The 25,842-nt window shown below is 38.7% G+C and carries 29 protein-coding genes; 20 read left to right on the top strand and 9 right to left on the bottom strand.

Translation table 11 applies throughout. From position 1 onward, the window contains the following. Positions 1–18 precede the first annotated feature (18 nt). A complete protein-coding gene (locus FFU37_RS11725; protein ID WP_138489552.1) occupies positions 19–747 on the bottom strand; it encodes a 3-deoxy-D-manno-octulosonic acid kinase in 729 nt (242 codons plus the stop codon). A gap of 122 nt (positions 748–869) precedes the next feature. On the opposite strand from FFU37_RS11725, the gene FFU37_RS11720 reads away from it, so the two are divergent. From FFU37_RS11720 to glpG, 6 genes are all read left to right on the top strand, one after another. After that, positions 870–1,928, top strand: a complete 1,059-nt coding sequence (locus tag FFU37_RS11720) for a glycosyltransferase family 9 protein (RefSeq protein ID WP_039489662.1) — start codon at positions 870–872, stop codon at positions 1,926–1,928. Further along, a complete protein-coding gene (gene gmhB / locus FFU37_RS11715) occupies positions 1,928–2,491 on the top strand; it encodes a D-glycero-beta-D-manno-heptose 1,7-bisphosphate 7-phosphatase (RefSeq protein ID WP_138489551.1) in 564 nt (187 codons plus the stop codon). The genes FFU37_RS11720 and gmhB overlap by 1 nt, the downstream gene beginning before the upstream one ends. 159 nt (positions 2,492–2,650) lie before the next feature. Next, entirely contained in the window at positions 2,651–3,844 is a 1,194-nt protein-coding gene (locus FFU37_RS11710) for a glycine C-acetyltransferase (protein ID WP_002961055.1), read from the top strand. 50 nt (positions 3,845–3,894) lie between these two features. Further along, positions 3,895–4,920 carry an L-threonine 3-dehydrogenase gene (gene tdh / locus FFU37_RS11705; protein ID WP_024595694.1) on the top strand — a complete coding sequence of 342 codons (1,026 nt, stop codon included), beginning with the start codon at positions 3,895–3,897 and terminating at the stop codon, positions 4,918–4,920. 68 nt (positions 4,921–4,988) lie between these two features. Next, positions 4,989–5,306: a thiosulfate sulfurtransferase GlpE gene (glpE, locus tag FFU37_RS11700; RefSeq protein ID WP_010554397.1), complete on the top strand. Its 318-nt coding sequence runs from the start codon at positions 4,989–4,991 to the stop codon at positions 5,304–5,306. Next, the gene (glpG, locus tag FFU37_RS11695) at positions 5,303–6,121 is read left to right on the top strand and encodes a rhomboid family intramembrane serine protease GlpG (RefSeq protein ID WP_039489665.1); all 819 of its coding nucleotides are present in this window, start codon (positions 5,303–5,305) and stop codon (positions 6,119–6,121) included. The genes glpE and glpG overlap by 4 nt, the downstream gene beginning before the upstream one ends. Positions 6,122–6,124: 3 nt before the next feature. Here glpG and FFU37_RS11690 read toward each other — a convergent pair whose 3' ends face one another. Further along, on the bottom strand, positions 6,125–6,523 hold the full coding sequence (locus tag FFU37_RS11690; protein WP_002961049.1) for a flagellar basal body-associated protein FliL: 399 nt from the start codon (positions 6,521–6,523) through the stop codon (positions 6,125–6,127). 154 nt (positions 6,524–6,677) lie between these two features. Between FFU37_RS11690 and FFU37_RS11685 the strand changes: the two genes are divergently transcribed. Further along, on the top strand, positions 6,678–7,217 hold the full coding sequence (locus FFU37_RS11685; RefSeq protein ID WP_002961048.1) for a chorismate--pyruvate lyase family protein: 540 nt from the start codon (positions 6,678–6,680) through the stop codon (positions 7,215–7,217). After that, positions 7,214–8,092 (top strand): 4-hydroxybenzoate octaprenyltransferase, encoded by an 879-nt coding sequence (ubiA, locus tag FFU37_RS11680; protein WP_138489550.1) that lies wholly within the window; start codon positions 7,214–7,216, stop codon positions 8,090–8,092. The genes FFU37_RS11685 and ubiA overlap by 4 nt, the downstream gene beginning before the upstream one ends. 38 nt (positions 8,093–8,130) lie before the next feature. On the opposite strand, the gene FFU37_RS11675 is transcribed toward ubiA, so the two are convergent. The 3 genes from FFU37_RS11675 to FFU37_RS11665 all read right to left on the bottom strand — a co-directional run bounded on the left by FFU37_RS11675 (position 8,131) and on the right by FFU37_RS11665 (position 10,527). Next, entirely contained in the window at positions 8,131–8,751 is a 621-nt protein-coding gene (locus FFU37_RS11675; protein WP_002961046.1) for a 2OG-Fe(II) oxygenase, read from the bottom strand. A 91-nt stretch (positions 8,752–8,842) separates the two neighbouring features. Then, the gene (locus tag FFU37_RS11670) at positions 8,843–9,727 is read right to left on the bottom strand and encodes a LysR family transcriptional regulator (RefSeq protein WP_138489549.1); all 885 of its coding nucleotides are present in this window, start codon (positions 9,725–9,727) and stop codon (positions 8,843–8,845) included. Positions 9,728–10,104: 377 nt separating this feature from the next. Beyond that, positions 10,105–10,527: a DUF2721 domain-containing protein gene (locus FFU37_RS11665; RefSeq protein ID WP_002961042.1), complete on the bottom strand. Its 423-nt coding sequence runs from the start codon at positions 10,525–10,527 to the stop codon at positions 10,105–10,107. Positions 10,528–10,602: 75 nt separating this feature from the next. Here FFU37_RS11665 and FFU37_RS11660 point away from each other — a divergent pair, with 75 nt between their 5' ends. Genes FFU37_RS11660 through tsaD form a run of 3 tightly spaced genes read left to right on the top strand, consistent with a single transcriptional unit; the run spans position 10,603 to position 12,591 of the window. After that, positions 10,603–10,956 carry a putative signal transducing protein gene (locus FFU37_RS11660; RefSeq protein ID WP_002961041.1) on the top strand — a complete coding sequence of 118 codons (354 nt, stop codon included), beginning with the start codon at positions 10,603–10,605 and terminating at the stop codon, positions 10,954–10,956. Continuing rightward, the gene (locus tag FFU37_RS11655; RefSeq protein WP_002961040.1) at positions 10,949–11,539 is read left to right on the top strand and encodes a YjaG family protein; all 591 of its coding nucleotides are present in this window, start codon (positions 10,949–10,951) and stop codon (positions 11,537–11,539) included. The genes FFU37_RS11660 and FFU37_RS11655 overlap by 8 nt, the downstream gene beginning before the upstream one ends. 38 nt (positions 11,540–11,577) lie before the next feature. Continuing rightward, positions 11,578–12,591, top strand: coding sequence for a tRNA (adenosine(37)-N6)-threonylcarbamoyltransferase complex transferase subunit TsaD (gene tsaD / locus FFU37_RS11650; protein ID WP_002961039.1), 1,014 nt, complete (start codon positions 11,578–11,580; stop codon positions 12,589–12,591). 20 nt (positions 12,592–12,611) lie between these two features. Here tsaD and plsY read toward each other — a convergent pair whose 3' ends face one another. Continuing rightward, a complete protein-coding gene (gene plsY / locus FFU37_RS11645) occupies positions 12,612–13,223 on the bottom strand; it encodes a glycerol-3-phosphate 1-O-acyltransferase PlsY (protein WP_002961038.1) in 612 nt (203 codons plus the stop codon). 230 nt (positions 13,224–13,453) lie between these two features. Here plsY and folB point away from each other — a divergent pair, with 230 nt between their 5' ends. Genes folB through FFU37_RS11630 form a run of 3 tightly spaced genes read left to right on the top strand, consistent with a single transcriptional unit; the run spans position 13,454 to position 15,099 of the window. Then, positions 13,454–13,813, top strand: a complete 360-nt coding sequence (folB, locus tag FFU37_RS11640; protein ID WP_024604056.1) for a dihydroneopterin aldolase — start codon at positions 13,454–13,456, stop codon at positions 13,811–13,813. Beyond that, positions 13,814–14,302 carry a 2-amino-4-hydroxy-6-hydroxymethyldihydropteridine diphosphokinase gene (folK, locus tag FFU37_RS11635; RefSeq protein ID WP_024604057.1) on the top strand — a complete coding sequence of 163 codons (489 nt, stop codon included), beginning with the start codon at positions 13,814–13,816 and terminating at the stop codon, positions 14,300–14,302. Continuing rightward, entirely contained in the window at positions 14,299–15,099 is an 801-nt protein-coding gene (locus tag FFU37_RS11630; RefSeq protein WP_024604058.1) for an undecaprenyl-diphosphate phosphatase, read from the top strand. The genes folK and FFU37_RS11630 overlap by 4 nt, the downstream gene beginning before the upstream one ends. Before the next feature lie 88 nt (positions 15,100–15,187). Here the strand turns inward: FFU37_RS11630 and FFU37_RS11625 are convergent, their stop codons facing one another. Further along, positions 15,188–15,976, bottom strand: coding sequence for a hypothetical protein (locus FFU37_RS11625; RefSeq protein WP_002961030.1), 789 nt, complete (start codon positions 15,974–15,976; stop codon positions 15,188–15,190). 251 nt (positions 15,977–16,227) lie between these two features. Between FFU37_RS11625 and mpl the strand changes: the two genes are divergently transcribed. Genes mpl through trmB form a run of 5 tightly spaced genes read left to right on the top strand, consistent with a single transcriptional unit; the run spans position 16,228 to position 20,573 of the window. Further along, positions 16,228–17,583 carry a UDP-N-acetylmuramate:L-alanyl-gamma-D-glutamyl-meso-diaminopimelate ligase gene (mpl, locus tag FFU37_RS11620; RefSeq protein ID WP_138489548.1) on the top strand — a complete coding sequence of 452 codons (1,356 nt, stop codon included), beginning with the start codon at positions 16,228–16,230 and terminating at the stop codon, positions 17,581–17,583. A gap of 1 nt (position 17,584) precedes the next feature. Next, positions 17,585–18,205 carry a flavin prenyltransferase UbiX gene (locus tag FFU37_RS11615; protein ID WP_002961027.1) on the top strand — a complete coding sequence of 207 codons (621 nt, stop codon included), beginning with the start codon at positions 17,585–17,587 and terminating at the stop codon, positions 18,203–18,205. After that, positions 18,205–19,134 carry an ABC transporter ATP-binding protein gene (locus FFU37_RS11610; RefSeq protein WP_024595485.1) on the top strand — a complete coding sequence of 310 codons (930 nt, stop codon included), beginning with the start codon at positions 18,205–18,207 and terminating at the stop codon, positions 19,132–19,134. Before FFU37_RS11615 ends, FFU37_RS11610 begins: the two co-directional genes overlap by 1 nt. Next, positions 19,135–19,902 (top strand): ABC transporter permease, encoded by a 768-nt coding sequence (locus FFU37_RS11605; RefSeq protein ID WP_002961025.1) that lies wholly within the window; start codon positions 19,135–19,137, stop codon positions 19,900–19,902. Next, the gene (gene trmB / locus FFU37_RS11600; RefSeq protein ID WP_039489682.1) at positions 19,902–20,573 is read left to right on the top strand and encodes a tRNA (guanine(46)-N(7))-methyltransferase TrmB; all 672 of its coding nucleotides are present in this window, start codon (positions 19,902–19,904) and stop codon (positions 20,571–20,573) included. Before FFU37_RS11605 ends, trmB begins: the two co-directional genes overlap by 1 nt. Before the next feature lie 6 nt (positions 20,574–20,579). Here the strand turns inward: trmB and FFU37_RS11595 are convergent, their stop codons facing one another. Further along, positions 20,580–22,460, bottom strand: a complete 1,881-nt coding sequence (locus tag FFU37_RS11595) for a bifunctional diguanylate cyclase/phosphodiesterase (RefSeq protein ID WP_033020723.1) — start codon at positions 22,458–22,460, stop codon at positions 20,580–20,582. 266 nt (positions 22,461–22,726) lie between these two features. Between FFU37_RS11595 and panP the strand changes: the two genes are divergently transcribed. Next, positions 22,727–24,352, top strand: a complete 1,626-nt coding sequence (panP, locus tag FFU37_RS11590) for a pyridoxal-dependent aspartate 1-decarboxylase PanP (RefSeq protein WP_002958981.1) — start codon at positions 22,727–22,729, stop codon at positions 24,350–24,352. 38 nt (positions 24,353–24,390) lie between these two features. On the opposite strand, the gene FFU37_RS11585 is transcribed toward panP, so the two are convergent. After that, complete coding sequence (locus FFU37_RS11585) at positions 24,391–25,719, bottom strand: IS4 family transposase (protein ID WP_138488897.1); 1,329 nt, start codon at positions 25,717–25,719, stop codon at positions 24,391–24,393. Between the last annotated feature and the right edge of the window lie 123 nt (positions 25,720–25,842).

The following is a 25,842-nucleotide window of genomic DNA, read 5'->3' as shown; positions in this document are numbered from 1 at the left end:
AGGTTAACTGATATTAGGTTAACTGATATTGGCGAGCGCTTTGAAGTAGTTGCTGTGCAGAGTTTGCCAGTCATTCGCTTGCCAATTAAATGCATCATTTCGACCTTGTTCTTTTAAAAATGAGCGCTCAAGGCGTGTTATATTACTTTGTTGCCACTGTGGGTTAGGCATTCTTATTTCACCTCTGTCAAAGTCGATAATATACACATCACCAATATCATTAAATAAAATGTTATTAATGTTTAAATCAGCGTGGTAAACGCCTTTTGAATGAAATAGCGCGATTGTTTTAGCAATGCGCTCCAACTCATCTTCAGTCAATGGGCGTTCAATTAATATATCGAGTACACTTTTAGCGCCTTTAACAGCCTCGGTAATAATATCACCACGATAAATTAACCCGCTGCGGGTTACTTTAGCTGCAATAGGGGTGGGTACGTTTAAACCAAGCTCTATAAGTTTACTCATTAAGCTAAACTCTTTATACACACGGGTTTTTTCAAGCCCTGGGTATAAATATTGATCGCTTAGCAATTTACCCACTAAACCACCGCGCCAATAATGCCTAAGTACGGCTGTTAATTCGTTTTGCTTAAAAAACCACGCAGTTGCTCGACCTTTTTTAGCACCCACAATTTTATTTTGTTGTTGCCAATAATTTGCATCAAACCAATCGAGGGTAATTTGGCTTGTGTATTTAGGGTGCCTTAATACAGTGTGGTTGCCTTGCACGTGTTGTTTAAACATAGCTCTGTGTAATTGCTAAATAATGTGTCTATATTAGCGCGTTTTAAAGCGCAGGATAAGTGCTTGCAATAGCGTGATTATAATTTAAGATCGGCTTTTGTATTTAATACCTAAGGGAATGTGTGACTCAAGCTCCTAATTATTCATCTATTTGTATATTAAGACTCTCTGCCATTGGTGACGTATGTCATGGTGTGAGTGCTGTACAAGCCATTCAAAAAGCACACCCGAATGCAAAAATCACCTGGGTAATTGGCAAAATAGAAGCCATGTTACTTGCTGACTTACCGGGTGTTGAGCTGGTGGTATTTGATAAAAAGCAAGGCAAAGCAGCGCTTAAAAGCTTAAAGCAACGCTTCAACAACCAAAAGTTTGATGTGCTTCTTAATATGCAAGTTGCATTAAGGGCTGGGTTTGTAGCGCGCTGTATTCCTGCAAAAGTAAAAATAGGGTTCGATTGGGCACGTTCAAAAGAATTGCACAGCTTATTTATTAATAAACGAATAGACCCACAAGCCCAGGCGCATGTGCTTGAAGGCTTTAAAGGTTTTGCAAAAGCCATTGGTGTAGCTGATTATAAACCGAGTTGGGACATGCCATATACCGAGCAAGACCAAGCGGTTGCAGATGAGTTATTAACATCAGAATACCTAACTAATAAACTATTAGTAATATCGCCCGCAGCTAGTAAAGCGCAGCGTAATTGGCTCGCTGATCGTTATGCCACATTGGCTGATTATGCAAGCGAGCAAGGCTTTAAGGTGGTATTGACGGGTGGCCCAACAGAGCTTGAGATTAACCTAGCAAATAGCATTATTGAGCACAGCAACACGCCTATTTTAAATTTAGTCGGTAAAACAAAACTCAAAGAGTTGTTGTGCGTGTTAAAGCGTGGCAGCTTAGTGCTCGCGCCCGATACGGGTCCTGCGCATATGGCAGTAACAGTTGGTACGCCGGTTATTGGTTTATATGCACATTCAAATCCAGCACGCACAGGTCCTTATTTATATCAAGACTACGTGGTAGAGGTTTATCATCAAAACTTGTTTAAGCAAACAGGTAAAACGGCTGAGCAAGTCTCGTGGGGGACACGCGTAAAAGGCGATGATTTAATGAGCCAAATTACAGTTGATGATGTAAAAGCGATGTTTGACCATGTTGTACAAAAAGAGTCTTTGTAATGAATACACAACAAAAAAATAAAGCGCTTTTTTTAGATCGAGATGGCGTGGTAAATGTTGATCATGGTTATGTGTATCAAAGCGATAAATTTGAATTTATTGACGGTGTTTTTAGCGCTTGTAAAACATTTTATGATGCAGGCTATAAAATCATAATCGTCACTAATCAATCTGGAATTGGTCGAGGTTATTACACCGAAGCTGATTTTTTAGCACTGACCGGCTGGATGAAAGACCAGTTTAGTGCCCACAGCATTGAAGTTACCGATGTGTATTTTTGCCCGCATCACCCAAAAAAAGCGCACCCTGAATATTTGAAAGAGTGCAGTTGCAGAAAGCCTGCGCCAGGTATGTTATTACAAGGCATACAAGAGCATAACATCGACCCTGCTTGCAGTATTATGGTGGGCGATAAACTCAGTGATATGCAGGCTGCGAAAAAAGCAGGGATCACTACCCGTGTTTTAGTGCGTTCAGGTCAAAGCTTTGACGAAAGCGCTAAGCAAGAAGCTGATTTAATTATCGATTCTATAAGTAGTTTACCTGCACTTTTAAACACATAAATAAACAGCCTGTAAACTGGCAGGAATTCCTTCCAACTTAGGGCGTTTGCGACGAACTGCAAACCGTGCATTTTACCCATTAAACTTTTACAATACCCCGCATAATAAACAGCCGCGAAAGTGCGGTTGTTTACCCGTTCAAATATATGGAGAACCTAGATGAGAGCATCTGCTTTTTTTAGCCAGCTACAACAGCAAATTGAAGACGTAAAAACCGAAGGTTTGTATAAAAACGAACGTATTATCAAGTCCCAGCAGCAAGCTCAAATCGAAGTTGCATCAGGTAAAGTAATCAACTTTTGTGCTAATAACTATTTAGGTTTAGCTAATAGCCCAGAGTTAATTGAAGCGGCGCAGAATGGTTTAAATAATCATGGTTTTGGTGTGGCTTCAGTACGTTTTATTTGTGGCACGCAAGATATCCATAAAACACTAGAGCAAAAAATCAGTGCGTTTTTAGAAACAGAGGATACTATTTTATATTCTTCATGTTTTGATGCAAACACAGGTTTGTTTGAAACTATTTTAGGCGCAGAAGACGCTATTATTTCTGATTCATTAAATCATGCATCAATTATTGACGGTGTACGTTTATGTAAAGCTAAGCGTTTTCGTTATGCAAATAACGACATGGCTGATCTTGAGAAGCAACTTATTGCAGCAGATGAAGCCGGTGCTAAAACTAAACTAATTGCTACCGATGGCGTGTTTTCTATGGACGGCGTTATTTGTAATTTAGAAGCTGTGTGCGACTTAGCCGATAAATATGATGCGCTTGTAATGGTAGATGACTCTCACGCAGTTGGCTTTGTTGGCGAAAACGGTAAGGGTACACCTGAGTACTGTAATGTATTAGACCGTGTAGATATTATCACCGGTACATTAGGTAAGGCGCTGGGCGGTGCTTCAGGTGGTTATACATCAGGTAAAAAAGAAATTGTTGAATGGTTACGTCAGCGTTCACGCCCATACTTGTTCTCAAACTCATTAGCGCCTTCAATTGTTACTGCATCAATTAAAGTACTTGAAATGCTTGAAAATGGCGGCGAGCTTCGCGCTAAACTTTGGTCAAATGCTAAATACTTCCGTGAGCAAATGGAAGCTGCTGGTTTTACGTGTGCAGGTAAAGATCATGCAATTATCCCTGTAATGCTAGGAGATGCCAAAGTAGCCTCGTTAATGGCTGATAAATTACTTGCTGAAGGCATTTACGTAACCGGTTTTTCATTCCCTGTAGTACCAAAAGGGCAAGCGCGTATTCGTACACAAATTTCAGCGGCACATAGTATTGAGCAACTCGATACAGCTATCGATGCATTTACCCGTATTGGTAAAGAAATGGGCGTTATTTAATTTTATTTTAAACCGAAGCCTCGCTTCGGTTTTTTAGTTGAGTGTGGATTATGAAAGCATTATCTAAATTAAAAGCAGAACCGGGCATTTGGATGACAGATGCACCAAAGCCAGAAGTAGGTCATAACGACTTACTGATTAAAATTCGCAAAACAGCTATTTGTGGTACCGACGTACATATTTATAAGTGGGACGAATGGGCAAGTAAAACTATTCCAACGCCTATGGTTGTTGGCCATGAATATGTTGGTGAAGTTGTTGATATGGGTCAAGAAGTTCGTGGCTTTCAGGTTGGCGACCGCGTATCTGGCGAAGGGCATATTACGTGTGGGCATTGTCGAAATTGTCGTGCAGGGCGTGTACATTTATGCCGTAATACAACGGGGGTAGGTGTAAACCGTGAAGGTGCGTTTGCCGAATATTTAGTTATTCCTGCGTTTAACGCATTTAAAATTCCAGATAATATTTCTGACGAACTCGCTTCTATTTTCGACCCATTTGGTAACGCAGTTCATACCGCATTATCGTTCGACTTAGTTGGCGAAGATGTACTTATCACTGGTGCAGGCCCAATTGGTATTATGGCAGCAGCTGTTGCAAAACATGTTGGAGCTCGCCACGTTGTAATTACCGACGTAAACGAATACCGCCTAGATTTAGCACGTAAAATGGGGGCTTCACGGGCTGTAAACGTTGCCAATGAAAAGCTTGAAGATGTAATGAAAGAGCTAGGTATGACAGAGGGTTTTGATATTGGCCTTGAAATGTCAGGTGTGCCAAGCGCGTTTAATTCAATGCTTAATAATATGAACCACGGCGGTAAAATTGCCATGCTAGGTATTCCACCATCTGATATGGCTGTTGACTGGAACCAAGTTATTTTTAAAGGTTTAGTGATTAAAGGTATTTACGGTCGCGAAATGTTCGAAACGTGGTACAAAATGGCAAGTTTGATTCAATCTGGCCTAGATTTAAACCCAATCATTACACATCAATATTCTGTGGATGACTTCCAAGCTGGCTTTGATATGATGATTTCAGGTCAGTCAGGTAAAGTAATTTTAAACTGGGATTAGTTCCTCACTAAATTACAAGAAGGGCGGCTTTAGCCGCCTTTTTTATACTATTAATTAAAGAGATTTCAATGGCATTTAAACATATTTCTATAGCGCAAACGTTAGAGCTTTTAGATAAAGAAGACGTGGTAATTGCAGATATTCGCGATCCTAATTCGTATCAAGCCGGTCGCATTCCAGGCTCAGAAGCACTTTCTAACGGTAATATCGCACAATTTATGATGGAAAAAGAATTCGATCAGCCAATTATTATTGTCTGCTACCACGGTATGAGCTCACAAGGCGCAGCTAGCTATCTAGTTGAGCAAGGTTTTGAAGACGTTTACAGTATGGATGGCGGCTTTACAGCTTGGGAAGCTGCTTACAGCGAGAAAGTAGAGCGATGATAGAGCTTGGCAGTTTAAATAACCCGCGCGCCGCACAAGGCTTTATAGATTATTTAAAAAGCCAAGGCCTAGATGCAAAGATACACTCGGCAGATGGCAGTAATGTCATTATTAGCGTGACTGAGGAGGACTTTCATCAAGTTCAGCCGTTATGGGCCGAATTTACACAAAACCCTAACCATGAACGCTATCAACAAGCTTCATGGGATGTAGGTAGCACACAATCGCCGCTTAAATATCAAGGGCAATCACTTAATCTAATGACGCGATTTAAAGCGCTCAGCTGGTTAAATCAAACCGTAAGCATTGTAAGCGTTATAATTTATTTTGCTTTTTTACTAGGTGGTTTTGAGACCATTTACACCATGATGCAGTTTAAACCTACGCAGCCTTTAAGTTGGTTAACTCCCGCACTTGTTCACTTTAGTGCGATGCATATAGTGTTTAACTTAATTTGGTGGATGTCGCTTGGTGACAATATAGAAAAGCAATGCGGGAAACTCAGCCTAATAGGTTTGTTTTTAGTGACTGCACTTATTAGTAATTGGGCGCAATACCTAATGGTTGGTCCTAACTTTGGCGGTTTGAGTGGCGTAGTATATGGATTACTTGGTTTTTGTTGGATTCATAGCTTTTTAAATCCGAACAAACCTGCCCTAGTTAGTACGGCTATTGTTGGTTTTATGTTGATTTGGTTGGTGCTTGGGTTTGCTGATGTATTGTTTGTAGGTATGGCTAATTGGGCGCACTTAGGTGGGTTAGTTAGCGGTATGGCTTTTGCTTATACCGCCAAAATATTTAACGCTAAACGTTAAATACTAATGATATAAATATTTAGTGAACAAGACTTCACGGATGATCTCTTGACCTGTTTCTTCTTTTAGCAGGCTTTTTAGTTTTTCGGCGCACTTTGCACGTATTTCTTCACGGCCAGTAAGTGATTTTATTTTTTCTTCTGGTTCTTTAGATAAAATCTCTACTAGGGCATCACGAAGTAATGGCGTGTGGTGTTCAACCACTGCAATATCAGAAGTATCAGTAAGCATTAAATCAATAGTTACACGTACATAGCCCATTTTTTTACTTGATGCGCCAATGTAGTTGGTGATTATATCTGGCTCAAAACCAAAATAACCAACTGTGGATTCAGCACGAGCTGTAAAGCTTATAACGCTTACAAAGAACGTAAAAAGACCTGCGTATACTATTTTTTTCATATTTAAAGCGTTTCTTAAAACTTGTTACAAATAGTTTATACTTAATAGTAGGTAATAAACAGCGCCAAGCAATTATTTATGGTTATAAAACATCACTTTTTCAAAAGCTTTGGCAATGGTATCATCTCGTTGTTTTTTATTTTGTTGAGCTATTGTGATTACTTATCCTCTGTCTATATCTGCTAATTGGCAGTCCACTTCTTATATAAGTGACTTATCTCCTCTAGAGCAAGAGTGGCTTTTTGAACAGAATTCATTAACGGCTAAATTAAAAAGTAACTCAAAAACTTTTAATGTAAAGGTATTAAGTGAGCAGTTATTTACTTTAAGCCCAGAGCAAAACTTACTACTAAACAGCACAGCTAAAACAGCTATTAATCGAGAAGTTCTCTTACTGTGCGATAACAAACCTGTGGTGTACGCACAAAGCTGGCTTCCGAAAAATGATTCTATTAATCCTTTGCACAATATGGGCGAGCGTCCTTTAGGTGATGTGATTTTTCAAGACCCAGCATTAAAACGAACGGATATAGAAATTGCTTATTTTGATGACACGCACCCTATTCAGCAATTAGTTACAAAATTGAACTTACCCGAGAAAAACTTACTAGGGCGTCGAAGTGTATTCTCACTCAAAGAATATAAGTTTTTAGTGTGTGAAGTGTTTTTACCTGGAGCATATTTATACTCATGAAATTAGCCGCTTTAAAGCCAAAACATATTCCTTATTATATACAGTTAATGCGTATAGATAAGCCCATTGGTACCTTGTTATTACTTTGGCCAACATACTGGGCTTTATGGCTTGCTAATAGTGGGATGCCGAGCTTACTCAACTTTATTATATTCACGCTGGGCGTTGTTGTTATGCGTAGCGCAGGGTGTGTAATTAATGATTTTGCAGATAGAAAAATAGACGGCTCGGTAAAACGCACAGCTCAACGGCCGCTAGCTTCAGGGCAGGTGAGTAGTGGTGAAGCACTTAGTCTATTTTTACTACTCATAGTTATTGCGTTCATTTTAGTATTAATGCTTAGCGTTAATACTATTTTGCTTTCTTTTGGAGCTTTGGCTTTAGCCTTTTGTTACCCCTTTATGAAGCGCTATACACAGTTACCTCAAGTTGTTTTAGGGGCTGCATTTGGTTGGGCTATTCCTATGGCGTATATGGCTTCAATTAATGCACTACCACAGCAGGCATGGTTATTATTTATAGCCAATATTTGCTGGACAGTGGCTTACGACACCATGTATGCGATGGTTGATAGGGACGACGATTTAAAAATAGGGGTAAAATCAACCGCTATTTTATTTGGTAAATACGACCGCCATATTATCTTTTTACTTAATGCTGTATTTATAGCGTTGGTTGCTTTTATTGGTATAAGCAATCATTTAAGTGTCGCGTTTGGCGTTGGTTTAAGTATTGCTGCGGGCCTATTGGCATACCAACAAACGCTTATTCATAAACGTGAAAGAGATGCCTGTTTTAAAGCGTTTTTAAATAATCATTACGTGGGTTTGGCTATTTTTATAGGGTTATTACTTTCATACCCAATAGCATTTTAAAAGCCTCAATAAAGGCTATTAAAATGCTCTATTAGGAGTTATCGGGGGGGATCAATAATGCCGCTAATAGAGGCGTTTTTTCTAAACCAGCCTGCAATAGAATAGCGATCGTCAACGGCGGGAAGTACTTCGTGGGCAAAGCGTTCGCTTTCAAACATTACTAATGTGCCAGCAGTTGGTTTAATTGTTATTTCTATCTCTTTACTTTTAGGTTTATAAATAACAAGTTCGCCACCTTGCTTAGGCGTATTTAAATAAAGTACCGTTGTAAATACTCGATTAGAGCGACCTTTAAATGCATCTAAGTGCTTTTTGTAAAAATCACCCTGTGTATATTTTGCATAATGGCATTCGTAATCAAATAACCCCATAAAAAAACTGCGATTTAACGTGGTCTTTATACTTTGCATTATTGCTTGATAGGTAAGCTGTGCTTGAGAGCTGCCGTCAAACCAATAGGTTTTATCAGTACGTACGGTTTTATCTATTTGTAAGTCATTTAATCGACCAATACCAGCAAGGCTAAAGTGAGGGTTTATACGGTGGCAGTCTGCAACTAAATCGTTAACTAAATCGGCAATAAGCGCGTTATGAATTACGGTATATCCTTGGCGTTCTATATCATCTAAATAGACATCAGGACCAAAAAGTGTGTTCATTCACATCAGCTGTTTAAAAAAGGTGCGACAGTGTAGCCGAAAAGCTGTTAAAAGCTACTGTTTATTGTGCCGCACTTTTTGAAACATCAGATTAGCTAAATGCAGCACCCGCTTTTTTTATAAGCGATAGTAAATGCTCTACATGTTCAGTAATCGACGTCTGTTGGCTTGTTTGTACAACGAGTTGTTCGTGGTTTAAATCTTTATTTGTTTTAAGTTGTACTAATTCAGAATTCTCTGCGATTGCATTAGCATGTTCAATGCTTGCAATAGCAAAATGATCTGATTTAACTACACCTGCCATTACTTGCTCAATACTGCCCACTTTAATACTTGATGATTTATTTAAAGAATCAATTGCTTCATTAAGCATAGTTTGTACTTGTTTAGACTCAGAGAAACAGCCAAACATCGGGTAGCTATCAAGGTTTTGTTTACTTATATCGTTTTTATGGGCAAGAGGGTGATTTTTTGAAACAAATAACACAAGCTGATCAGGTAAGTGAATGTCACTGCCAATACTATTAATAGCTTGAGAGTATACGCTAATGTCTATTTCACCTTGTTGGAGTTTGCGTGTTAGCTCTTGCTGATCTTGTAGCTGCATCTCAATTTTTATATGAGGGTATTGAGCTAAAAACTGTCCACAAGAAATAGGGACTATGCTGCTTGCCTTATTGGTATACCCAATAACGAGCTTTTCATTGGCATTACCGTTTACTGATTGAAAAATCCGCTTTTTAGTTAGCTCAAGTTCCGATAGGGTTGTTTTAGCATATTCTAGAAAAAGCTCGCCTTCTGGCGTTAATTTAACAGAGCGTGTTGAGCGTTTTACTAACTCATATCCCATTTCATCTTCAAGTGTTTGAATGCTGCGCGTTAGCGCTGAAGTACTAATTTGGGTTTGTTCAGCAGCTTGTCTAAAATGACGTAATATACCAAGTGCTACAAATTGCTCTAATTGTTCAAATCTCACTTTATAGTCCCTTTTTATAAGTAAGTCGCAGATACCACGGACATCAAATATATTAATTTTTATTCTAAAGTTTAGTAAAATTCTATATTGAAATACGGTTGCAAGTTCATACGTGTTTCCAGCAGGATACCCCCCTTTTAGTATTAATTAAAGAGAAAAGCGACCAAATAGTATTACTTTTTAAATTCATAACTAGTTGTTTATTGTATTTTATCTATGTTTTTGCAATGGGCTAGCTAAGTAAACTTATTTGTAGTCAGTAAGTTAGTTAGTATATTTGGATTAAATTGTTCTAATTAATAAAAAAGTACGCCCCAAAAAGGGGCGTTCATACAACATGATTGTGACAAATAATAGAGTGTTTTATTTATAATAAACTATTTTACAAAATTTCTATTTATTCGGCTACTTAGTGGTTTATTTTCAATGCTTTGTAGTTCTATCTCGATTGCATCACAGGAAATATGTATTTCAAATAAAGACGTTAATAACGATAAACTTAAGCAAGCTAAGCTAATGCCAAATAAAATAATTCCTGTGGCATTAAACTCAATAAATAATGCAAACATTGATAGTGTACACAGTAGAAAAGAGGCTACCCCGTACACTTGCATCGTTCTAATTAGCTTAATACGTTTACGTAAGTTAGTGATTTGAGCCACTACAACAGGCCGAATAGATTCACCTTCACGTGCATTTAGCTCCCTAATTAATTGCGCTAAAACTAAAAATCGGTTTGTATAGGCGAGTAATAGCAGCGATATGGCCGGGAAAAGTAAGCCAGGGGTTGTTAGTGTCATGTTTATTCCTTAAAAGTACAGCATGCTAATAATCTAGCGCAGGATATTGTTAACACAAAATAAATGAGGTGAATATTGCAAAATATTAATAATAACAATTCAACAGATAGCTCTTTTCAATGGGTTACAATTTATAAAGCTGAAAATACCTTGGAAGCGAATATCGTAAAAGGCTTAATACAAACTGCTGGAATAGAGTGTAAAATTAAAGGCGAGATGCTCCAAGGGGCGCTTGGAGAAATTCCATATGATCAGGCGCAAGTTAGTGTGCAGGTTTATGCGATAAAAGAGCGCCATGCGCGGCAAATATTGGTAAACTATCAACAAGTAAAACAATCCGCTCCAGATTGGGTATGCCCTAATTGTAATGAGCATAATGGATCAACATTTGATTTTTGTTGGTCGTGTGAGACGTTAAAGAATGACTAAAGCAAATAATTTTCAGCGTATTAGAGAGCTTAACTATTTACAAAAGGCCGTCTTAGCAAGTGCTTTAATAGAGCGAATGCTGCCAAATTACGGTTTATTTAGCGAAGCAACGGGTTTTGGTGATGAAACCTTATTACGTAATTCGCTTAATGTTTGTTGGGAAAAAATATTACTGCCTAAAAGTAAAATAGATCTCGAAAAACAAGTTGAAAAAATAGAGCCAAATGTTCCTGAACTTGCTGATTTTGATATGTTTGGTACTTATCCTGCTATTGATGCTGCAACGTCTTTACTTAGCTTAATGCACGGTTTAGTGGCGCAAGATGAGCAAGAGTTCATTAGTGTAAGTAAAATATCGCAAGCGACCGTTGCGCGTTTTATTGAATACCAAATGACAGTTGAAGGTGAAATCGCAGATAATACCGCCGTTAGAGAGCACCCATTAATGCAGTACGAAATTGAAGTATTAGGTGAGCTAATTGATTTTGTAGAAAATATGGGGCGTATTACCTCTGATAGCGTAAAGGCACTAAAAAAGTTTGCCCTTGAAGATGGCCAAACAAATATTGGTCTTACGTTATAAAAGTAGCAAAGTAGAATTTAAAAGGCAGGAGAAGTACAGTGCGAATTTTAGGCATTGAATCGTCATGTGATGAAACGGGTATTGCAATATATGATGACGAAAAAGGCTTGTTAGCTCATCAATTATACAGCCAAGTAAAAGTACACGCTGATTACGGCGGTGTAGTGCCGGAACTTGCATCGCGCGATCATGTTCGTAAAACATTACCACTTATAGATGCAGCTTTTGCACAAGCAGGTTGTGGCCCTGAAGATTTAGACGGTATTGCTTATACTGCAGGCCCAGGTCTAGTTGGTGCATTATTGGTAGGTACGTCTATTGGTCGTTCATTAGCATACGGTTGGGATATACCTGCGGTAGCAGTACATCACATGGAAGGGCATTTACTTGCTCCGATGCTTGAGGAAAATACCCCTGAGTTTCCGTTTATTGCATTGCTTGTATCGGGCGGTCATACCATGATGGTTAAAGTAGCGGGTATTGGACAATACGAAGTACTAGGTGAGTCAGTTGATGATGCCGCAGGCGAGGCCTTTGATAAAACGGCTAAGTTACTTGGTCTTGATTACCCCGGTGGCCCGCGCTTAGCTAAAATGGCTGAACAAGGCGTAGCAAAGCGCTTTGTATTTCCTCGCCCTATGACCGACAAGCCAGGTCTTGATTTTAGTTTTAGTGGTTTAAAAACAGCGGCATCAATCACGATTCGTGAAAATGACGACGACGATCAAACCAAAGCTGATATAGCGCATGCATTTCAAACTGCGGTTATTGATACCCTCGTTATTAAGTGTAAGCGTGCGCTTAAACAAACAGGTATTAAGCGTTTGGTTATCGCCGGTGGTGTGAGTGCAAATACACAGCTTCGACTGCAGCTCGAACGCGTAATGAAAGGTATGAAAGGCGAAGTGTTTTATCCGCGTACTGAATTTTGTACCGACAATGGTGCAATGATTGCTTATGCCGGAATGCAACGTTTAAAAGTAGGGCAATTTGCCACGCTTGATATGAAAACAAAACCTCGTTGGCCTATAGATAGCCTTGAGCCGATTTAATGACTCATATTTTAGATATTTTAGATATTTTTGTTTTCATCGGTGGGTGCTTTTTTAGCACCCACTTTTGGTTCTTCCCCACTAAATAATCGAATAATATTAGTACGGTGACGAAATATAATTAACAGCGTGATAAAAGTAACGGGAAGAGTATAAAGTGGCTTTATTAGCCATGTATACAAGGGCGCTAAAGATACAGCTACAAGCGCTGCCAGTGATGAATAGCGTGTTATTGCCACTATAACTAACCAAGTACACACAAGTAAACCAGCCAATGATAAGCCAATAGGTAATAATGAGCCAAATGCCGTTGCTACGGCTTTACCGCCTTTGAAGCTAAAAAACAGTGGGTACATATGGCCTAAACAAGCAGCTACTGCGACTAAACCAAGCTCTAAAGGTTCAACTTCTAAAAAATAAGCCCCCCATACCGGAATAGTGCCTTTTAAAATATCAAACACTAGAACCAAGCAAGCCGGAAATGCTCCGCCTAATCTATAAACATTTGTAGCTCCTGGGTTGTTAGAACCACTATTACGAGGGTCTGGGAGTTTGAACAACCGCGACACTAAAATAGCCGACGAAATAGACCCAAGTAAATAAGCTAAAACAAACATTATAGTGGCTAACACGCGCTTCCTTATTTTTTAATTGCTATACCAATTGATAGTGCTTTTAGGCTATTATTGGCAGCAAAATTTATCGTAAAAATTATTAACAGGCTATTTAATAGCTAGTTTAGTTATTTTGCTATTGTAGAAGTTATTTTTACATATTTAAACACTGGCTAAACCATATACAGTATTAATTTTATTGATGCTTAGTATAGTTGCTTAGTAGTTTGTTGTTATTTGGAGTATCAATGGATAAGGTTTTTATATCTCAATTGCACGTCGACACTATTATTGGAGTGTACGACTTTGAAAAAGAAAGTAAACAGAGCCTTTATTTTGATATTGAAATGCTAAGCGATATTAAGCCTGCAGCTGAAAATGACGATATTAATTTAGCACTCGATTACTCAAAAGTCAGTGAGCGAGTTATTGAGCACTGCACTTTAAAACCTGTAGAGTTGCTAGAAACTTTAGTTGAACAATTAGCGCATATTATTTTAAGCGAGTTTAATACTCCACAAGTTACTATAAGAGTAAGTAAACCAGCAGCAGTAGCACAAGCGCAAACTGTAGGTGTTGAAATTACACGTGTTAAGGCAACTGACTAAATGGCTCAAATTTATATCAGCCTAGGGTCAAATATAAATAAAGCGCATTATATACAATGTGCATTAATTGCACTTAAGCAGCACTTTGAACATATTGTACACTCGTCTGTTTTTGAAAGTGAAGCAGTTGGGTTTGCTGGCAATAATTTTTATAATTCAGTCGTTGGCGCTACAACTGATATGTCGCTTGTTGATGTATGCGCTTTATTAAAACAAATAGAGCGTGATAATGGACGCACAGCGAACGATAAAAAATTTAGTCCACGAACGCTCGATTTAGATTTACTATTTTATGATGATGTAATTTGCGCTTCTCCAGCACAATTACCACGAGATGAAATAACTAAAAACGCATTTGTATTACAACCTCTTAGCGAGGTTGCCCCAGATTTCTATCATCCTGTAGCTAAACAAACGATTGCGCAGTTATGGAATGAATATAATAACCCTCAACAAAAGCTATGGAAGGTGGAGTTTTCTAACCCATGAGTATCATCGAAATAATTATTTTAGCCCTCATACAGGGATTTACTGAGTTTTTACCAATATCTAGTTCTGCGCACTTAATTCTCCCATCGCAAATTTTAGGCTGGGAAGATCAAGGGCTTGCGTTTGACGTGGCAGTACATGTTGGTACTTTAATTGCCGTTGTTATTTATTTTCGCAAAGAGGTCGTCGACATACTCAGTGCGTGGTTTAAATCCTTTGGAGCACAGGGTACTACTGATGATAGTAAGCTAGGTTGGTGGATAATTTTAGGCACTGTGCCTGCCGCTATTTTAGGCTTACTTTTAAAAGACTTTATAGAGTTGTACCTACGAAGCGCTTGGGTAATTGCTACTACCACAATTGTGTTTGGTTTATTGCTTTGGTACGCGGATGTAAAAGGTAAGCAAATTAAAACTATTTATCAGCTTAATTGGAAAACAGCACTTATTATTGGTTTTGCACAAGCTGTTGCAATGATCCCGGGAACTTCTCGCTCAGGTATCACGATGACTGCTGGTTTAATGCTTGGAATGAATAAGCAAAGCGCAGCGCGTTTTTCGTTCTTACTGGCAATTCCAATTATTTCTATGATGGGGCTTTATTATACTGCAGAGCTTGCTTTGGGTGACCATGTGGTTGATTGGAATACATTATTACTAGGTGTGGTGCTATCGTTCTTATCGGCTTATGCATGTATATTTATGTTTTTAAAAGTAATAGAGCGAATGGGCATGTTGCCATTTGTGATATATCGTTTATTGCTCGGTATAGGTTTAATAGTATTTTTAATGATGTAAGTAGTCGTTAACCACTAATTAAATGTAACTGCTATACACAAAGCCAAAAAAGCACCTTTAGGTGCTTTTTTTGATTTTTAAATTCAGCTTACAAATTTAACAAATAAGATTCTATAAACTGACGTTGGTTAGCTGCTTTTGGCGCTGTTTTAAATATCAGAGTATTACCATTTTTACGTAACTTTAGCTCATTAGTAAATTTACATTCAATAGCGTTAAATTGTGCAATGTCATTTTTAAAGCTTTGATCTTTTTCGCACATGTAAGCCATTTCGTTTGCAACTTGTGCACAAAATGAACCCACGGCATATTTTTTTAAGTTTTCATCATCAATGCCTTCCCAATTTACATTGGTATTTATTTTTAATCCACATTGCTTATCTATTTCGTTATTAGCGGCAGCTATATTTTTTTGTTGATACCCTAAATGCTTTTCACGATTAAACTTCGCTAGTTTAGCTTGAGTACCTTTATTCAACTGTTGATCGTATTGCGCTTTTAAATCTTCAACAATGGCAGGGTTTGATTCTTCTTTTTTTGATAAGTAAGTTCCATCACGAGTGTCTGGAATATAAAGGGTGTAAGAGCAACAGCGATAGCCTTCTTCAACACTTACTAAACTTCTTTGTGACCCATCGTAAGTATATTTGTACGCTTTATTACTACCGTGGGGCTTTAAATCGGTTAAAAATACAATGCCATCAATATCATGATTTATGCCTGTTACTTTTACTAAAGCTTGTTTTTTATCTGTTGTTGGGGCAATAACAACATTAACGCCTTCGCCTGAACTTAGTTCTATTGGGTACTTAGCAAATTCCAAAGCAAAGCTTTTTTGACTAAGTAAAATACAGGCTATAAAGAATAGTTTTTTCATATTAAGTCCTTTTTAAGTTTTAAAGTTATATAGCAAGCTGGTTTATAACATTGATAATAATTGATTAAAAGCAATGCAGGGTAGGTGAACGTGCCTATTTTTTGATTTTTAGCGTTTAAAAAACTAATTAACGTGTTTTTGGCACGAGTGAATTGTGCAGACGTACATAGTAACTAAGCACGAATTTTGGCATTATAGCGCCATTAAACTTTGCATAGCTGTAGAGTGAGCATACGATTTAAGGAAAGTATATGCATATACATATTTTGGGCATTTGTGGCACGTTTATGGGCGGTATTGCAGCCATTGCTAAATCGCTGGATCATAAAGTAACGGGTTCCGATCAAAACGTTTACCCACCAATGAGTACGCAACTTGAAGAGCTTGGCATTGAACTAACTCAAGGCTACGCGGTATCTCAGTTAGAGCCAAAGCCAGATATGGTCGTTATTGGTAATGCAATGAGCCGTGGTAACCCGTGTGTAGAGTATGTGCTTGATAAAGGCCTACCTTATACATCTGGCCCTGAATGGCTTAAGCATAACTTACTGCAAGATTCTTGGGTGCTTGCGGTTGCTGGTACGCATGGTAAAACAACCACAGCAAGTATGCTTGCGTGGGTGTTAGAGTACGCAGGTTTAAAACCAGGGTTTTTAATTGGCGGCATAGTGCAAAATTTTGGTGTATCGGCAAAAGTGGGTGAAACGCCATTTTTTGTTATTGAAGCCGATGAATACGACACTGCTTTTTTTGATAAGCGCAGTAAGTTTGTGCATTACCTCCCGCGTACACTTATCTTAAATAATCTTGAATTCGATCACGCTGATATTTTTGAAGATTTAAACGCAATAAAAAAACAATTTCATCACTTAATGCGTACATTACCTCAAAGCGGCAAGGTAATTTGGCCAAAGCAAGACGTAGCGCTTAATGACGTAATAGCACAAGGGCTTTGGAGTGAAAGCGAAACGCTAGGCGATGATTGGAGCTATGAATTAATAAAAGCCGATGGAAGTGAGTTTAATGTATTACTTAATGGCGAAAAGCAGGGCACTGTCTGTTGGCAAGCAATAGGCGAGCATAACGTTAAAAATGCGATTATGACTATTGCAGCAGCGCGCCATGTGGGTATAGCCATTGATCATAGTATTGATGCTTTAGGAGAGTTTATTAGCCCTAAAAGGCGTATGGAGCTAAAGGCGGATATAAATAATATTAAAGTGTATGACGACTTTGCGCATCACCCAACAGCAATTAAAACTACGCTTGCAGGACTGCGCGCAAAAGTAGGCGATGAAAAAATTATCGCTATTTTAGAGCCGCGCTCAAACACCATGAAAATGGGCGTACACCAACATACATTATTAGATTCACTGCGTGATGCTGACGAGGTACTCCTTTTTGAACCAGAGAATCTAAATTGGTCGTTAAAAGAGCAAGCAGACAAAGCAGGCATGCAGTGCTTTAGCAGCACGCAAACAATTATTGATACGGTGCTTGAAAATATTGAGCCTAATCAACATATTTTAATTATGAGCAATGGCGGCTTTAATGGCCTTCATCAACACCTTGTTGATGGTTTAGCTGATAAATACAGCGGAGAATAGTGTGCAATTTAAAGATAGAATTACGCTCGCTTTTAGCGGTGCATCAGGTGCGCCTTATGGGCTTAGGTTACTTGAAGTATTACTAGAGCAGCAATTTCAGGTCTACGTTCTCATCTCAAGTGCAGCACGCGTGGTGCTTGATACAGAATCAAACATAAAGCTCTCAGGTAATGAAGATAAAGCCACTGAGCAGTTAAGTACGCTGTTTAATGCCAAACCTGAACAGCTAAAAGTATACGGTAAAGATAACTGGTTTAGCCCTGTGGCTTCGGGCTCTGCTGCTCCTAAAAAAATGGTAGTATGCCCATGTAGTGCCGGGTCGGTTTCTGCAATTGCAGTAGGGGCGTCTGATAATTTATTAGAGCGCGCCGCTGATGTGGTAATTAAAGAACGCGGACAGCTCATTTTAGTGCCGCGCGAAACACCATTTAACGAGATTCATTTAGAAAACATGCTTAAGTTATCCCGTTTAGGGGTAACAATTATGCCAGCCGCGCCTGGCTTTTATCATAAGCCACAAAGTATTGAAGACTTAGTTGATTTTATGGTGGCGAGAATTTTAGATCATTTAAATATTGAGCATAACCTAACAAAACGTTGGGGTTATGGTGAGGGTAAGTAATGAATAAGCAAAATATTGCTTTAAATATAGAAGGCCTTACTAAGGTTTATAAAAATGGTGTTGAGGCTATTAAAGGCGTTGATTTACAAGTTGAAGAGGGCGATTTTTTCGCTTTGCTTGGTCCAAATGGAGCTGGTAAATCAACTACTATTGGTGTTATTTCGTCACTTGTTAATAAAACAAAAGGCAAAGTAGAAGTATTTGGCTGTGATATTGATACTGATTTAGAAGCTGCAAAAGCGCATTTAGGCTTAGTGCCGCAAGAGTTTAACTTTAGCCAGTTTGAAACGCTTAGCCAAATACTGGTTAACCAAGCCGGTTATTATGGTGTGCCACGTGGCGAAGCCCATAAACGTGCTGATAAATACCTAGCGCAGCTAGGGTTATTAGAGAAAAAAGACAAGCAAGCTCGTACGCTTTCAGGCGGAATGAAACGTCGATTAATGATTGCACGCGCCCTTATGCACGAGCCAAAATTACTTATACTTGATGAGCCAACAGCGGGTGTAGACATAGAACTTCGTCGTTCAATGTGGGATTTTTTGCGCCAAATAAATGAGCAAGGCGTTACTATTATTTTAACCACACACTACCTTGAAGAAGCTGAGTTACTGTGTAAAAACATAGCGATTATTGATTCTGGTCGAATTGTGGAAAACACCACCATTAAAGCACTGCTTGCAAAACTTGATAAAGAAACCTTTATTTTAGATTTAAAGATGCCAGCAAACCCTGTCACGCTTGAAGGTTATAAGTTTACGATGACGGACGATCATACTGTTGAAGTAGAAGTCGCTAAATCACAGGGCTTAAATGCGGTATTTAGCGCATTAACAACCCAAGGAAATACAGTATTGAGTATGCGAAACAAAGCAAACAGACTAGAAGAGTTATTTGTAGGATTACTAGAGCAAGGGCGGGGCGAATAAATGTTTAAATATGGCGTAGCCTTAAAGAGTTTATGGATTAAAGAGTGTATTCGTTTTTTACGTATCTGGGTACAAACCTTAGTGCCGCCAGCAATTACGATGAGCTTATATTTTGTTATTTTTGGTAACTTAATTGGTTCACGTATTGGTGATATGGGCGGCTTTAGTTATATGGAGTTTATTGTACCTGGCCTTATAATGATGTCGGTTATTACTAATTCCTATTCCAACGTAGCCTCTAGTTTTTACTCAACAAAATTTCAAAAAAGCATTGAAGAGCTTTTAGTTGCACCTGTGCCTAATTACATCATTGTACTGGGTTATATGGGCGGCGGTATGACGCGTGGTATTATGGTGGGCTTTATAGTTACCTGTGTATCGTTATTATTTGTTGATATTCAAATTCATAATATTTTTGTAATTATGGCGACCGTTATTTTAACCTCAGCTGTGTTTGCTTTAGGTGGTTTAATTAATGCAATTTATGCAAATAGCTTTGACGATATAAGCATTATTCCCACCTTTATACTAACGCCATTAACTTACTTAGGCGGTGTATTTTATTCAATAACGTTATTGCCAGAATTTTGGCAAAACGTATCGCAAATAAATCCTATTATTTACATGGTAAATGCATTTCGCTATGGCTTTTTAGGTGTGTCGGATGTTGATTTAAGTGTAGCGCTAGGTGTTATTTTGGTGTTTATTACGGTGTTATTTACTTTAGCGCTAACTTTAATTAAAAAAGGTGTGGGGCTAAGACACTAATGAGTGATGCAAATTCACGTAGTATTGTATCTAATCAAGCGGGTATTCACGAAAAGCTTGATGAAATAGTAAATAAGCACTTAGATGCTGAATTTAAAAAGCCAATAGCAGCGCATACCCAAGCCGCATTTGACGAGGTTAATGCTAAAGTACAAGCCTTTAGTGGCCCGCTTATTTTGGACTCGTGTTGTGGCGTGGGTGAAAGCTCAGCTAACTTAGCTAAGCGCCACCCTGATGCACTTATAATTGGTATTGATAAATCGTCGCACCGATTAGATAAGCACGATGTTGAATATAAGCAAACCGACAGTGGTCAGTACATCTTAGTGCAAGCAGATTTAAATGACTTTTGGCGTTTAGCGGTAGCCGCCAATTGGCAACCTACGCACCATTATTTGTTGTATCCAAACCCGTGGCCTAAATCTAAGCATATTCGTAGGCGCTGGCATGGCGCAGCTATTTTTCCATTTATCGTTAAGTTAGGTGGAAAATTAGAAGTGCGCAGCAATTGGGATATTTACGTTAAGGAGTTTGCTCGGGCGCTTGAATTAACAGGCAACCCTTGCGATGTAACACTTTATGAGTCAGACGATGCAATTACGCCTTTTGAGCGTAAATACTGGGCCAGTGGCCAGCAAAGCCACCGACTCGTTATAAACTTACCTTGCTAAAGTAAGTTAAAGTGCTAATTCTTCTGTAACCGTATTAACATGTGGCACTGGGTGGGCAAAATAGTTGCCTTGCATTAGTGTCACATTCGCCTTTTTAAGTGCGGTTACTATGGTTGTATTTTCTACCGATTCTGCCATTAATTGTAAACCAAGTTGATTGGCAAAACTGGCTATATGTTCTATAAACAAGTAGATATCTTTGTCATTCACTATTTGCTTTATTAGTGCGCCATCTAATTTAATACCATCTACTTCAAGCTTAAGTACGTTTGATATATTTGAATAACCACTACCAAAGTCATCAATAATAACCTTAACGCCTTTTGTTTTAACCATTCCAATAAATGCTTTTACTTCAGAGAAGTTGGCAATAGCTTGGGTTTCTAAAAGCTCTAATGTGATATTACCAGGATGCGGGTAGCGCTTAAGTTCGTCCGCAATAAACTCACTTAAATTAGGGTCGAGCATATCTTGTGCTGTTATATTTAAACTCCAGCAAATATCGGTTTTTCTAAAGCGACTAACACATTGTGAAAATATAGTACGGGTAAGTATTCCGTCCATTCTTGAGCGGGTAACAACATTTAAAAATGCATCAGGTTTTAATACTTCCCCTTGCGCTGTTACCATTCGAGCTAAACATTCGTATTGAACGACCTTATTGGTATTTGTGTCAATAATGGGTTGAAAGTAAGGCACTATACGATTGTTATCAAACGCTTCTCGCACTTCTTTAGCCATTTCTACATTGTATTGATATTGCGTTTTTACATCGTGTAGCGCTTTTGAGTAGTTAACTACACTATGCCTGCCTTGTTTAGCTTGCAGCGCTGCTATATGAGCGTTTTCAAGTAGTAGCGATTTGTTACCACTGGCAATACCTGCACATAGGGTTATGTAGATAAAAGGGTCAGTTAACACCGGTGTATTAAAGTTATATGTTTTTACGAGGTCGGTAAATTCGTCATTACTCATTTCCTTAGGCGCGAGTAATACTATTTTATTTGTTGCTAGTCTGTATATATGGCAATGCGTAGAGCTTCTAAGTTTAAAGTGAATAAGCAAGTTTTTCATTACCTTGTCACCCACTTCCGTGCCGTAAAAACTGTTTATATCTTCTATTTCATTAACCCAAATAACGGCTAATTGCATGTGATGTGCATTACTTTTTTTAATAAAGTACTCAAGTGCAATATGATTTGAAAAACCAGTACTTGAGTCAGTTGCTAAAGACCGTTTTAGTAAATAAATATATATGGCGGCAACGAGTATCGCGATAAAAAAGAAGAAGCTAGCCATTGCAGCAGCTTTTGATACGCTTTCTTTAAGTTTCTCGTTTAAATCATAAATAGTTATATCGGCACCCGTTAAATAGGTATTGCCGTTGATTGGGTCAACGTAAGGAATAAAAATTGTTTTAAAGTGGCCCCACTGATCGCTCGATATTTCAAATACTGGCTCTGTTGAATAAAAAGCACTTATATTTGCATCGGTAGCTTCAGGGTAGAGATCTAAAAATTGAGTTACCTTGCCATTATTCTGATCGTCTTGCGTGTAGCTTGATGAGCTAAAAAGCACCTTACCGTCTTTTAAAATCATTGAATAGACATAAGCAATATCAAGTGCTTGAGCAAACTCAGAGAGTTGTTTACTTTTATCTTGATAGTAAGAAAAACTTATATTATCGCCTTGATTAACCGCACTTAAATAATCGTCACCTAAAATATGTTTAACGCTGGTGGCGGCATTAAGTAAGCGATTATCAACCGACTGCATTATTTCAGCACGCGTGGTTTGGTAAGTGTAGTAAACGTAGGTTAGCAAGCTTATTAAAAACAAGCTAAAGCCTGCCACTATCCAACTAACTTTGACTCTTCCTTCTGGCATATGTGTCCCTTTTTTGTTATCAAATTTATTATACCCAAAATAAGTAAATGCCCAATAAATAATTAGGTTTGGTAGAGTTTTAATTAAATTATCATTTTTTTGTCATCGCTTTGATTGCTTTTATAGGTTTAAACGAGACATTTTAGTTATATTGCAGTAAAGTTAGCGCAATTTTTAAAGAAACACGATTGCTCCAAATGTCCTAATAAGTAGGCGTTTTTGATGGGTAAGCGCGTGTTTTAGCTACACACACACTAGGTATTAAGATGGATCAAAAGCGTTGTGCCGTCGCCTCTAAAGAAAGCCTTAAGCGTATATTTACTGTACCTGAAGCGCCAGACTCAACTTTAAGCAAAATCGAGCTTGAAATTTCGAGTAATTTAGCAGGTTTTCTAAACGAAAATATAGCGGCAATTGAAAAACCATTACATGAAATAGAAAAAGATTTTCAATCGGCAGTGATCCCAGAAGATCCAACGTTTGTCTCTGCTTATGCCCAAGACATAATGGAGCAGCTTGTTGCACATTCTGTGCATACAGCTGCGCCTAGTTTTATTGGTCACATGACCTCTGCCTTGCCGCACTTTTTATTACCGCTGTCAAAATTGATGGTAGGGCTAAATCAAAATCTAGTAAAAATAGAAACATCTAAAGCGTTTACGCCTCTTGAGCGTCAAGTGCTTGGGATGATGCATCATTTAGCTTATGGGCAAGAAGACTCATTTTATTCTAAATGGATGCACAGTGCTAAAACCTCATTAGGTGCATTTTGCTCTGGTGGTACGGTTGCTAATATTACTGCGCTTTGGATTGCGCGAAACCGCTTATTAAAACCTGATGGCGATTTTAGAGGTATCGGCGCACAAGGCTTAATTGCTGGTATGCTGCATTACGGCTATAAAGGTTTAGCGGTATTAATATCAGAACGCGGGCATTACTCGTTAGGTAAATCGGTTGATTTACTCGGCATTGGTCGCGATAACTTAATTGGTATTAAAACCTGTGAAAATAACAAAGTCGATGTAACAGCTATGCGCGAAAAAGCACGTGAGCTTGAAGCGCAAGGCATTAAAGTAATGGCGATTATTGGGGTCGCGGGGACAACCGAAACCGGTAATATTGACCCACTTGATGAAATGGCCGACTTAGCACAAGACATTAACTGCCATTTTCATGTAGATGCTGCATGGGGGGGAGCGACCCTTTTATCGAGTACGCACCGTCCTTTACTAAAAGGGATTGAGCGAGCAGATTCAATTACCATCGATGCACATAAACAAATGTATGTACCAATGGGAGCGGGTTTGGTTTTATTTAAAGACCCCGCTGCCACAGATGCAATAGAGCATCACGCTGAGTACATATTACGTAAAGGTTCAAAAGACTTAGGTAGCCACACGCTTGAAGGCAGCAGACCGGGTATGGCAATGTTAGTACATGCTTGCTTACGTGTTATTGGTCGTAAAGGTTACGAAATGCTGATTGATCGAAGCATCAAAAAAGCACATTACTTTGCTGATTTAATTAAGGCTGATGAAGACTTTGAGCTTATTTCGGAGCCTGAGTTGTGCTTATTAACGTATCGTTATGTACCTAAGCAAATTAAACAAGCAATAGCTGATGCTGATGCAGCAACTCGGTTAGATATTTTTGCTTCACTGAACCGTTTTACTGCCAGTATGCAAAAGCGTCAACGCGAGTCAGGTCGCTCATTTGTATCACGTACACGCTTAACGCCTTCTAAATACGACAATCAACCAACGGTTGTATTTAGAGTGGTCCTTGCTAACCCGCTTACCTCAGGCGCTATTTTAAAAGAGATATTAGCTGAGCAAAAGGAGTTGGCTGCAACAGATCCGGTATTCAAAAAATACTTGAGAAAGTATATGTAATCTAAATACAAAAAAGGGTCCATAAGGACTAATGCCAGTCAGTTAAGCTGACTGGCATCTTTCTTTTTATGAGGATACTTAGATGGTTTTGGCTTAACCCATCGGGGATATCTTCTATCCTCTCGTCTAGCTGGAAGCTTAAATAAGAGCAGTGTATCGAGTAAGTGTTGCCAGTGTATTGGAATGTTCCCTGGGCTCATTATAGATACTGACGAGAAATACTGAATGACAGCCATCGAACTGCTAGAGAAACTAAGCTGGTTAGGCCATATCCCTGTGACTGTCGCCGCCATCGTCATTATTCTTCGTATTAAATTATAGGCGAGTAACACGGCCCATAGCTCCTGACGCACCATGTCTGGACGCTTACTTCTTAAATGGTATGCGCTATCAAGCATGGTTTGTTTGATTTCTCTAAACCCAAGTTCTATCTCCCAACGATGACAATATAATTCAACAATTTCATTACCTGGATAACGCAATCTATCCGTCATCGAGGTTAATATACGGTAGCTTTTGCCCTTTATTGTTTTGCTGATTAATCTCGCTTTAATTGTTTCAGGAACATCGGGAAAGTTTTTTTGTGCATGCTTTGTGGTTTTCAATTCAATGATATGGTCATTTTTACCCGCGCTGGAGATGATTTCATACTGTAAGTCGGGCCTTGCTGGTATCAGCCAGTGCCTCATCTCCCCAGTTTGATGCCAACGGTTTAACAGGCCTAAAGAATAATATCCTTTATCAAACATAGTCAGTGAATTATCTGGTGTACGTTCAATTAAACGCTCAGCTAATTTCATCTCGTTGGTTTTATAGTTATCAAACTCGCTACTGAGAAGTTGATGGCTGGTCAATTCCATATGACAGACCATGCGTATTTGAGGAAAGGCTGTATCACCGTATTGGTTGCTACCTGAAGAGAAGGCTTTACGATTATCAGGCGTGTCGGCTGTTCGCCACACAACACCGTCAACAGCTAATAGGTTCAAACCATTCCATGTTTCGAATGACTGTTGCTTATACATTGATTGAGCAGATTTATTGAAAACGTGTTTAACGGAATCATCACCTAACCTTTGTCTCGCCTGTACCATCGCACTTGGAGCAACGAGTTGGTTCTTGCCAGGTAACATGATATCTAGCTTATTAGCGATATTCCAAACTGATTCTTTTCGAAACAATGCCATGCCAATAACTGACCACAAAACGGCTTCAAGCGGTAATCTTCGCTTACGAACGGTTGCAATCCCTGCTTGTTGAAAACCTTGTTCAATGATTTCAGGGTCAAGAATTTCTGATAATTTTTCAAAGGTATGGTATCGGCTGCTTTCTTCAAGTGTTGCTTGCAGTGCTTGTTCTATATTCACAAAAAATCCGTAGTTAGTTTCCTAACTACGGATTTTGCATGATCGTTTGGATCGGTCAACCGGTCATTTTCTTAACTGATCGGCATTAGTCCATAAGGACCCTTTTTTAATATCAAAGAATGG

Origin of the sequence: Pseudoalteromonas distincta (assembly GCF_005877035.1) — a bacterium.
GTDB lineage: Bacteria > Pseudomonadota > Gammaproteobacteria > Enterobacterales > Alteromonadaceae > Pseudoalteromonas > Pseudoalteromonas distincta.
The sequence above is the reverse complement of the archived record's forward strand: the minus strand, read 5'-3'. Positions and strand labels throughout refer to the sequence as shown.

Coding starts and splice junctions, on each gene's coding strand:
- mpl (WP_138489548.1), top strand. CDS start 16,228: ATGCATATACATATTTTGGGCATTTGTGGCACGTTTATGGGCGGTATT.
- panP (WP_002958981.1), top strand. CDS start 22,727: ATGGATCAAAAGCGTTGTGCCGTCGCCTCTAAAGAAAGCCTTAAGCGT.
- folB (WP_024604056.1), top strand. CDS start 13,454: ATGGATAAGGTTTTTATATCTCAATTGCACGTCGACACTATTATTGGA.
- trmB (WP_039489682.1), top strand. CDS start 19,902: ATGAGTGATGCAAATTCACGTAGTATTGTATCTAATCAAGCGGGTATT.
- gmhB (WP_138489551.1), top strand. CDS start 1,928: ATGAATACACAACAAAAAAATAAAGCGCTTTTTTTAGATCGAGATGGC.
- glpE (WP_010554397.1), top strand. CDS start 4,989: ATGGCATTTAAACATATTTCTATAGCGCAAACGTTAGAGCTTTTAGAT.
- FFU37_RS11605 (WP_002961025.1), top strand. CDS start 19,135: ATGTTTAAATATGGCGTAGCCTTAAAGAGTTTATGGATTAAAGAGTGT.
- FFU37_RS11690 (WP_002961049.1), bottom strand. CDS start 6,523: ATGAAAAAAATAGTATACGCAGGTCTTTTTACGTTCTTTGTAAGCGTT.
- FFU37_RS11655 (WP_002961040.1), top strand. CDS start 10,949: ATGACTAAAGCAAATAATTTTCAGCGTATTAGAGAGCTTAACTATTTA.
- FFU37_RS11675 (WP_002961046.1), bottom strand. CDS start 8,751: ATGAACACACTTTTTGGTCCTGATGTCTATTTAGATGATATAGAACGC.
- glpG (WP_039489665.1), top strand. CDS start 5,303: ATGATAGAGCTTGGCAGTTTAAATAACCCGCGCGCCGCACAAGGCTTT.
- FFU37_RS11725 (WP_138489552.1), bottom strand. CDS start 747: ATGTTTAAACAACACGTGCAAGGCAACCACACTGTATTAAGGCACCCT.
- tdh (WP_024595694.1), top strand. CDS start 3,895: ATGAAAGCATTATCTAAATTAAAAGCAGAACCGGGCATTTGGATGACA.
- FFU37_RS11610 (WP_024595485.1), top strand. CDS start 18,205: ATGAATAAGCAAAATATTGCTTTAAATATAGAAGGCCTTACTAAGGTT.
- FFU37_RS11710 (WP_002961055.1), top strand. CDS start 2,651: ATGAGAGCATCTGCTTTTTTTAGCCAGCTACAACAGCAAATTGAAGAC.
- ubiA (WP_138489550.1), top strand. CDS start 7,214: ATGAAATTAGCCGCTTTAAAGCCAAAACATATTCCTTATTATATACAG.
- FFU37_RS11630 (WP_024604058.1), top strand. CDS start 14,299: ATGAGTATCATCGAAATAATTATTTTAGCCCTCATACAGGGATTTACT.
- FFU37_RS11665 (WP_002961042.1), bottom strand. CDS start 10,527: ATGACACTAACAACCCCTGGCTTACTTTTCCCGGCCATATCGCTGCTA.
- FFU37_RS11595 (WP_033020723.1), bottom strand. CDS start 22,460: ATGCCAGAAGGAAGAGTCAAAGTTAGTTGGATAGTGGCAGGCTTTAGC.
- FFU37_RS11625 (WP_002961030.1), bottom strand. CDS start 15,976: ATGAAAAAACTATTCTTTATAGCCTGTATTTTACTTAGTCAAAAAAGC.
- folK (WP_024604057.1), top strand. CDS start 13,814: ATGGCTCAAATTTATATCAGCCTAGGGTCAAATATAAATAAAGCGCAT.